The sequence below is a fragment of the Pseudokineococcus marinus genome, assembly GCF_013004605.1.
GTDB lineage: Bacteria > Actinomycetota > Actinomycetes > Actinomycetales > Quadrisphaeraceae > Pseudokineococcus > Pseudokineococcus marinus.
Genome location: NZ_JABEMA010000366.1, coordinates 1 through 2,695, shown reverse-complemented (window position 1 = coordinate 2,695; position 2,695 = coordinate 1). Strand labels below are relative to the sequence as shown.

The window sequence follows — 2,695 nt, the reverse complement described above, 5'->3', positions numbered from 1 at the left end:
CGGCACGCCGCCCGAGGCCGTGGCCGCGCTGGTGCTGGCGCTCGTGGTGCCCGTCGTCGGGCCCGTCCTCGGCGTCGTCCTCGGCCGCTCGGCGCGGCGCCGCTGCGACGCCGAGCACCTGCCCGGCCGCGAGGTGGCCCTGGCCGCCGAGGTCGTCGGGTGGTCGCTGCTCGGGGTCCTCGGCCTCGGCGTCCTCGTCGTCGCGCTCCTCGTCGTCGTGCCGCTCGTCTGGCTGGCGGGCGCGGGCGGCTGAGCGCGCGACCGGGACGGCCCCGGGGTCAGGCGCTCTCGCGGGCGTGGCCGAAGAAGCCGCGCGAGCGGACCATCTCGGCCACCTCCGGCGGCACCATCGGCTCCCAGGAGCCGTCGCCCGCGGCGATCCGTCGCAGCACGTCGCGGCTGAGGATGGGCAGGTACTCCTCGCGGGCGTTGTCGAGCTCGACGAAGCTGCCGCGCCCGGCGAGGTAGTCGAAGAGCGGCTGCAGCTCCTCGCCCACGCGCAGACCGCCGACGCGCCGGACCTCGCCGGTCGCCAGGTCGACCATCGGGTACACGAAGAGCTTGAGGTCGTTCTTCAGCAGCCGCCCGAAGCTCTCGAGGATCCCGCCCGGCAGGTGGGCGTGGTTCGCCTCGTCGAAGAGGTCCACGAGCGTGGGGACGCCCATGACGAAGCCGATGCGCCCGCGCGTGCGTTCCGCGAGGTAGGCCGCGAGCCGGTGGTGGTCGACGAAGGCCGAGATGAGCGTCGTCGCCCCGCAGGCGCCGAGGAGGTCGGCGCGGGCGAGGAAGTCGCGCCGGTCGACGTCCGCCCCGCCGGCGAGCAGGTTGCTCATCGTCAGCTCGGTGAGGCGCAGCACCTGGTCGCCGTCGACGTCCGGCTCGTCGGCGAACTTCTCGTGCGCGCACCGCAGCATGTCCATGTTGACGACCGTGGGCGGGCGGAAGCTGCCGCGCTCGACGAGCACCGGGCGCTTGCGCAGCACCTCGCTCGGCTGCAGGACGTCGCCGTCGGGGCCGAACATCGCGACGCCGGACAGGCCCAGCTGCACGAGCCGCAGCGCCATGAGCCGGTTGTCGACGTGGCGGAACTCGATGCCGCGGAAGGAGATGACGTCGATCTCGATGCGGCCCGTGGAGAGACGGTCCAGCAGGCTCTCGACGAGGCGGTCGGGCTCGTAGCGCTCGAAGAAGGCGGCGTGCAGGAGGTTGACGCCCACGATGCCCAGCGCCTCCTGCTGCAGGGACGCCTCGTCGTCGAGCATCCGCACGTGCAGGACGATCTCGCTGGGCTCGTCGTGCGGCTGGGCCTGGAACCGCACGCCCATCCAGCCGTGGCACTCGTTGCCGCCCCGGTAGCTGCGGGCGACCACGGTGTCGGCGAAGGCGAAGAAGCACGTGTCGTCCCCGCGCGTGGGGCCGAGCCGCTCGACGTTGAGCTCGAGCTCGTGGTCGAGCATCGCCTCGAGCCGCCGGCGGGACACGTAGCGGTCGGAGCGCCCGTAGACGGCGTCGCTCACGGCCATGTCGTAGGCCGACATCGACTTCGCGACGGTGCCCGCGGCGCCGCCGGCGCGGAAGAACCAGCGCGCCACCTCCTGGCCGGCACCGATCTCGGCGATGGTGCCGTACCAGCGCGGCTCGAGGTTGATGCGCAGCGCCTTCTGCAGGGTGTCCGCCGCGCTGTCCACGGTCGTGCTCACGTCCTCCGCCTCCTCGCGTCCCCGGTCGCGTCCGGCGGCGCAGGAGGGCGGCCGCCGCTGGTCGCGATCATGTCGGGCCTCGGAGCCCCTGGCGAGCCCCGCTGGCCCGGTCGGGGGTCCGGTCGGGAGCAGGGCCGCGCTGCGCGGCCCGCTCGTCGCGCAGGAGCGCGAGGACGGCGGCGCCGCCCGCCAGCGACCCGGCGGCGAGCACCGCGAGCGCCGCCGACCACGACGCCCGCGCGGCGAGGACCGGGACGAGCCAGACGGTGACCGCCGTCGTGAGGTAGCCCGCGGCCATCTGCACGGCGACCGCCCCGCCCACGAGGTCGGGGTCCGCGGAGCGGGTGACGAGCGCGGACAGCTGGGCCGAGTCGGCGACGACCCAGAAGCCCCAGACCGCGACGAGCGCGACCACGACGCCGAGCGGTGCGCCGCGCAGGACGGCGAGGGCCAGGGCGGCCGAGCTCGAGCCCGCGACGCAGACGAGGACGACCACGGGCTGCCCCACCCGGTCGGCGAGCAGGCCGGCGGCCACGCAGCCGAGCGCGCCGGCGGCCACGCACGCCGCCGTCAGCGCGGGGACCGCCGTCGAGGGGGTCGGCAGCGCGGCCACGGCGGCGGTCCCGGCGAGCAGGGCTCCCGTCCACGCCCACATCGCGTAGAGCTCCCACATGTGGCCGACGTACCCCAGGACCGCGAGCACGACGGGACGCCGGCGCAGCGCGTCGAGGGCGGCCCGGCGGTCGAAGGCCGCCGGGGCGCGGCCGTGCGGGCCGGAGCGCCGCAGGAGCAGGGCCAGCCCGGCGCCGAGGAGGGCGCCGGCGCTCGTGACCACGACGACGAGCCGCCACGGCGGGCCGCCCGCCCCGGTGCTCGCCCCGGCCGCGGCGACGGCGTGCGGCAGCGCGGTGCCCAGGGTCAGCGCCGCCACCATGGCCCCGAGGGCCGCGCCGCGGCTGCGGCGGGACCACGTCGTCGTCTCCTTGAGCGCCGAG

The 2,695-nt window shown here is 76.1% G+C and carries 2 protein-coding genes and 1 pseudogene; 1 reads left to right on the top strand and 2 read right to left on the bottom strand.

All coding sequences use genetic code 11. The features are described from left to right. Positions 1–253 (top strand): annotated as a pseudogene (locus HLB09_RS15495) (hypothetical protein); the annotation flags it as partial. 25 nt (positions 254–278) lie between these two features. On the opposite strand, the gene HLB09_RS15490 reads toward HLB09_RS15495, so the two are convergent. Continuing rightward, positions 279–1,700: a TonB-dependent receptor gene (locus tag HLB09_RS15490; RefSeq protein WP_212771200.1), complete on the bottom strand. Its 1,422-nt coding sequence runs from the start codon at positions 1,698–1,700 to the stop codon at positions 279–281. Between the two features lie 67 nt (positions 1,701–1,767). Then, positions 1,768–2,695: MFS transporter (locus HLB09_RS15485; RefSeq protein ID WP_171204221.1), on the bottom strand; the 928-nt coding region annotated here is incomplete at its 5' end.